Origin of the sequence: Microbacterium sp. (assembly GCF_031178525.1) — a bacterium.
Lineage (GTDB): Bacteria > Actinomycetota > Actinomycetes > Actinomycetales > Microbacteriaceae > Microbacterium.
In genome coordinates, this window is the sequence record NZ_JAPSJA010000155.1 from 1 (window position 1) to 5,802 (window position 5,802).

5 protein-coding genes and 1 tRNA gene are annotated in these 5,802 nt (G+C 71.6%); 4 read left to right on the forward strand and 2 right to left on the reverse strand.

Annotated features, from left to right (window positions below):
- The 3 genes from RIF89_RS10130 to RIF89_RS10140 form a co-directional block, all read left to right on the forward strand.
- Positions 1-461 (forward strand): substrate-binding domain-containing protein (locus tag RIF89_RS10130; RefSeq protein WP_309068991.1); only part of this gene is annotated, 461 nt, incomplete at its 5' end.
- A gap of 97 nt (positions 462-558) precedes the next feature.
- Complete coding sequence (locus RIF89_RS10135; protein WP_309068992.1) at positions 559-1,353, forward strand: DNA/RNA non-specific endonuclease; 795 nt, start codon at positions 559-561, stop codon at positions 1,351-1,353.
- Positions 1,354-1,453: 100 nt separating this feature from the next.
- On the forward strand, positions 1,454-3,247 hold the full coding sequence (locus RIF89_RS10140; RefSeq protein WP_309068993.1) for an ABC-F family ATP-binding cassette domain-containing protein: 1,794 nt from the start codon (positions 1,454-1,456) through the stop codon (positions 3,245-3,247).
- A 37-nt stretch (positions 3,248-3,284) separates the two neighbouring features.
- On the opposite strand, the gene RIF89_RS10145 is transcribed toward RIF89_RS10140, so the two are convergent.
- Together RIF89_RS10145 and RIF89_RS10150 are read right to left on the reverse strand one after the other, a co-directional pair.
- Positions 3,285-4,901: a RecQ family ATP-dependent DNA helicase gene (locus RIF89_RS10145; RefSeq protein WP_309068994.1), complete on the reverse strand. Its 1,617-nt coding sequence runs from the start codon at positions 4,899-4,901 to the stop codon at positions 3,285-3,287.
- Between the two features lie 82 nt (positions 4,902-4,983).
- Positions 4,984-5,493, reverse strand: coding sequence for a MarR family transcriptional regulator (locus tag RIF89_RS10150; RefSeq protein WP_309068995.1), 510 nt, complete (start codon positions 5,491-5,493; stop codon positions 4,984-4,986).
- 182 nt (positions 5,494-5,675) lie between these two features.
- Here RIF89_RS10150 and RIF89_RS10155 point away from each other — a divergent pair.
- Positions 5,676-5,747, forward strand: a tRNA-Gln gene (locus RIF89_RS10155).
- Positions 5,748-5,802 lie beyond the last annotated feature (55 nt).

Genomic DNA, 5,802 nt, shown 5'->3' on the forward strand with positions numbered 1-5,802 from the left:
AGATCGGCCAGACCGCCACGCAGGGCTGGCTCGCCGAGAACGCCCAGGAGCGCATGGACGGCATCCTGACGTCGACGTACGGCGACAAGGAGCTCGACGGCGTGCTGTCGCCGAACGACACCCTGGCGCGCGCGATCCTCACCTCGGTCGACCAGGCCGGCAAGAAGCAGCCCGTCGTGACCGGTCAGGACTCGGAGGCCGAGTCTGTGCGCTGGATCATGGAGGACCGCCAGTACTCCACGATCAACAAGGACACCACGCTCCTCGTCGAGCAGACGATCAAGATGATCGGTCAGCTGCAGGCGGGCGAGCAGGTCGACGTGAACGACGAAGAGCAGTACGACAACGGCGTGAAGGTCGTGCCGGCGTACCTGCTGGACCCGGTCATCGTCACGAAGGAGAACGCGGCCGAGGCCTACGCCAACGTGCCGAGCCTCCTCGAGATCGTCGAGTCCTACTGATCCGCCGCTCCTGCTGATCAGCAGTTCCTGCGAGGGCCGTCGGGTGTTCACCCGGCGGCCCTCGTCCTGTGTCGGCGGTCGCTTCTAGGGTCGGGGCATGGGTTACGCGCCGGGATTCCTGGATGTCGATGTGCCGCTGCCGGTGCTCGAGGGGGAGGCGGCTCGCGCCGTCGAGCGCCTCGACTACACGCACTTCACGGTGGTCCTCGATCGGGAGCGCCGGCTTGCGCGGCTGACGGCGGTCAACATCGACGGGGCGGCGCTCGTCGACGTGCCGCGCGGAGACGACTGGCGGCTCGACGACCGCATCCCCGCCGCGTGGCAGGCGGGCCCAGAGGTCTACGCGCGCAACGACCTCGATCGCGGCCACCTCGTCCGTCGCCGCGACCCCGTGTGGGGCGATGACGCCCGCAAGGCGAACAGCGACACGTTCCACTACACGAACGCGGCGCCGCAGGCTTCGGGCTTCAACCAGTCGGAGGAGCTGTGGGTCGGGCTCGAGGACCACGTGCTCGCCTACGCCGACGCCACCGACCAGCGCGTCTCGGTCTTCACAGCGCCCGTGCTGGGCGCGGAGGATCTGCCGTACCGGGGCATCCTGGTGCCGCTGCGGTTCTTCAAGATCGCCGTCTGGGTGCGGGACGGTCAGCTGCGCGCGACGGGTTTCGTGCTGGACCAGTCGCCCGTGATCGACCTCGACGAGATCGAGCAGGGAGCCGTGGCGGGCGCTCCCGACCTCGGCCCGTTCCGGACCTTCCAGGTGCCGATCGCCGAGATCGCCGAGCTCACGGGTCTGCGCCTCGGCCAGCTGGTGGAGGCCGACGTGCTACCCCGCACGGCGCGGGCCGAGCCGTGGCGCCGCCTCGCCTCCAGCGCGGACATCCACCTCTGACGGCGTCGCGCCTGGACGCCGGCAGCGCCAGGACGCGACGGCTCATGGGCCACGTGCCAGCGGCGGGCGTCCAGCCGAGGTCCCCTACCCTTGAGGGGATATGGCGCATCTTCTGGGGGCCGAGGCCCTGCACCTCGAGTACCCGACCAAGGTCGTCTTCGACTCCGTCTCGCTGGGCGTGAACGAGGGCGATCGGATCGGCATCGTCGGCCGCAACGGCGACGGCAAGTCGAGCCTGCTCGCCATGCTCGCCGGGCGGCGGGAGCCGGATGCGGGACGCGTCACGGTGCGCGGCGGAGTCCGGATCGGCGTGCTCGACCAGGCCGACACGCTGCCGGACGACGTGACGATCGGGCAGGCCGTGGTCGGCGACACCCCCGAGCACGAGTGGGCCGGCGACCCGAGGGTGCGCGACGTGATCGCCGGGCTGCTCGGCGACCTGCCGTGGGACGCCATGCTCGGCACGCTCTCAGGCGGCCAGCGGCGCCGCGTCGCGCTCGCCGCCCTGCTCGCGGGCGACTGGGATGTGCTCGCCCTCGACGAGCCCACCAACCACCTCGACGTCGAGGCGATCTCGTGGCTGGCCGATCACCTCAAGCGGCGCTGGGCGGCGAACGCCGGCGGCCTGCTGACCGTCACGCACGACCGCTGGTTCCTCGACGAGGTCTGCACAGCCACGTGGGAGGTGCACGACCGCATCGTCGAGCCCTTCGAGGGCGGCTACGCGGCGTACATCCTGCAGCGCGTCGAACGCGACCGCCAGGCCGCGGCGATCGAGCAGCGCCGCCAGAACCTCGCCCGCAAGGAGCTCGCGTGGCTGCGCCGCGGCGCCCCCGCGCGCACCTCGAAGCCGAAGTTCCGGATCGACGCCGCCAACCAGCTGATCGAGGACGTGCCGGAGATCCGCGACAAGACCGAGCTGCAGTCCCTCGCGGTCTCGCGGCTCGGCAAGGACGTCGTCGACCTGCTCGACGTCTCGGTGTCGTACGGCGACAGGGAGGTGCTGCAGCGCGTCGAGTGGCGCCTGGCGCCGGGGGAGCGCACGGGCATCCTGGGCGTGAACGGGGCGGGCAAGTCCACCCTGCTGGGCCTCGTCGCCGGATCCGTCGAGCCGTCCTCGGGACGCGTCAAGCGCGGCAAGACCGTCAAGGTCGCCACCCTCACGCAGCGCCTTGACGAGCTCGACGAGCACCTGAACCAGCCGGTCCGCGTCGTGATCGGGCGACTGCGCACGACGTACACGTTCGGCTCCGGATCGAAGGCGACCGAGCTCAGCCCCGGCCAGCTGCTGGAGCGCATGGGATTCTCGAGCGCGCAGCTCTCGACGCCGGTGAAAGACCTCTCCGGCGGTCAGAAGCGCCGCCTGCAGCTGCTGCTGATCCTGCTCGACCAGCCGAACGTGCTCATTCTGGACGAGCCCACCAACGATCTCGACACCGACATGCTCGCGGCGATGGAGGACCTGCTCGACTCCTGGCCCGGAACGCTGATCGTGGTGTCGCACGACCGCTACTTCCTCGAGCGCGTCACGGATCAGCAGTACGCGATCCTCGGTCACCGCCTGCGCCACCTGCCCGGCGGCGTCGACGAGTACCTGAAGCTGCGCCAGCTGGAGCAGGCCACGCCCGCCGCGAAGGCGACGCAGGCCACGGCCGCCGCCCCGAGCGGGCTGAGCGGCGCCGAGCTGCGGGCCGCGCAGAAGGAGGTCGCCGCGCTCGAGCGCAGGATCGCGAAGCTCGCGGAACAGGTCAACGCCGCGCGCACGGGGCTCGCCGATCACGACCAGTCGGACTACGCCGGGCTCGGCCGCGAGATGGCCTCGATCACGGCCCTCGAAACCGAGATCGCCGAGGCGGAGGAGCGGTGGTTCGAGCTCACCGAGGAGATCGGCTGAGCGCGAGGGGCTGATCGGATGGGTCGGCCGGCACCGGTCAGCTCGCCCGCCGCAGCACCTCGTTCTCCTCGACGACCTGGAGGGCGAGCGTCTTGTACCCCGCGCTCTCGAAGAACACCGTCATGCGGTCGTCCTCGACCTCCATGACCGTGCCGGGGCCCCACTCGTCGTGGTCCACGCGCTCGTCCACGCGCCAGCCCCGGTCGGGGGCCGCCGTGGCCTCGAGCGCGGAGCCGGCCGCGCACGTGTCGCAGTTGCCGCAGGGCTCATCGAGCGGCTGGCCGAAGTAGCCGAGCAGCACCTGCCGACGGCACCGGCGCGTCTCGGCGTAGGAGCGCAGCATGTCGATGCGCGACCGGTCGATGCGTTCGCGCTCCTCGACGCGCTCGAGCGCCTGGTCGACCGCGCGCTTCGCGTCCACCCTGCCGCGCAGTCGCGCGCCGCGTCGTCCGAGCTTCACGGCGGCGGTGTCGACGAGCAGCGTCAGCAGCGCGGTCACGCGGCGTGCGGACAGTCCTGTGGCCTCGGCCAGTCGCGTCCTGGCCGTCTCGGATGAGCCGAGCGCCGCGACGAGCCTCTCGAGTTCGGGTCGCCCCGGTCGCTTCGTGGCGAAGTAGCGTCGCAGTGCGAGATCCTCGGGGCGGTAGTGCAGCGTCGCGCGGGCCGGCTCGCCGTCCCTGCCGGCGCGGCCCATCTCCTGGTAATACGCATCCACGGACTCCGGGGCGTCGGCGTGCACGACGAAGCGCACGTCCTCCTTGTCGATGCCCATGCCGAAAGCCGAGGTCGCGCACACCACGTCCAGCGCGCCCTCCAGGAACTCGCGGTGCACGCGGTCGCGCTCGCGGGCGGGCAGCCCGCCGTGATAGGCCGCGGCGCGCAGCCCGTGATCGGCGAACTCGTCGGCGTACCGCTCGGCGGCGCGCCGCGTGGCGACATAGAGCAGCCCCGTGCCCTCGGCTTCCACGATCTCGGCGACGACGGCCGCGCGCTTCTCGCCGTCCTCGGCGTATCGGCGCACGGCCAGCTCGATGTTCGGCCGGTCGATGTCGCCCAGCAGGATGCGCGGGTCGCGCAGATCGAGGCGGGCGACGATCTCCTCGCGCACCGGTGTGGAGGCCGTGGCCGTGAGCGCGACGATCGGCGGCCGGCCCAGGCGCTCGGCGGCGGCGCCGATCAGCAGGTAGTCCGGACGGAAGTCATGCCCCCACGACGCGATGCAGTGCGCCTCGTCCACCACGAGCATCGAGACCTCGAGCTCCGCGAGCGCATCCTGCACGTCGTCCTTCGCCAGCTGCTCGGGCGCGAGGAGCACGTACTCCGCCTCGCCCGAGCGCAGCCGCCGCCACGCGTCCTCGGTCCGCCGCGCGCCGCCTGCCGAGTGCAGCGCGACGGCCCCGGGAGCGTCCGGCGCCTGCCGCAGACCGGCGATCTGGTCCTCCTGCAGCGCGATCAGCGGCGACACCACGACCGTGATCCCCTCCCGCAGCTGGGCGGCCACCTGGTACACCGCCGACTTGCCGTATCCGGTCGCGAGGACGGCGAGGACGTCCTGCCCGCTCACGGCGGCCTGGATGGCTTCGAGCTGTGCGGGCCGCAGGTGCTCCCAACCGAAGATCGTGCGGGCCACCTGCTGGATCTCGTCTTGCTTCACCGATCCACTTCACCGCGTGCAGCCGGATCGCTCAACGGGCTTGCGCACGGATGGTGCGTCGGCGATCCTGCCGGTCGGTGGCTCAGACGCCCGGCGCGGTGTCGAAGCCGAGGCTGAGTCGCCGCAGGAGCGTCGCGAGGCGATCGCGCTCCGTCGGGCTGAGGCGGTCGAGCAGCTCGGCCTCGGCGTCCATCAGGCGCGTGATCGCTGCGTCGACGCGCACCCTGCCGTCGTCCGTGAGCGTCACGAGCACGCTGCGCCCATCACCAGGGTCCGCCTCGCGCCGCACGAAGCGTCGCCCGACCAGCCGGTCGATCCGGTTGGTCATGGTGCCGCTGGACACCAGCGTCTGCTGCAGCAGCTGCTTCGGGCTGAGCTGATACGGATCGCCGGCGCGACGCAGCGCCGACAGCACGTCCCACTCCCAGGGTTCGATGTCCGTGCGGCGGAACGCGTCCCGGCGCGCGCGGTCGAGGTGGCGGGAGAGACGGTCGACGCGCGAGAGCACCTCCATGGGGGAGAAGTCGAGGTCGGGACGCTGCTGCGCCCACGCGCCGACGATGCGGTCGACCTCGTCCGTCTCGGATGCCATCCGGTCATTATGCCGCGACCTTCGTCCATCGCTCAGCGGCGCAACGTCGCGCCGGAAGCCGCCGGAGCCCTGTTCGGCGGAGGAAGGCCGCCACGGCGCGGCGCCCGTCGCGGCGCGTCCGACCCGCGGATGCGCGAGTGGCAGACTTGATCCGCGGCTCCGTGCATCCGGACGGGCCGCGGTCCGCCATGGTGTAACGGCAGCACGACAGCCTTTGGAGCTGTGAGGACCAGGTTCGAATCCTGGTGGCGGAGCATGACCGACAACACCGACCTGGCCATCGTCATCCTCGCCGCGGGGCAGGGCACG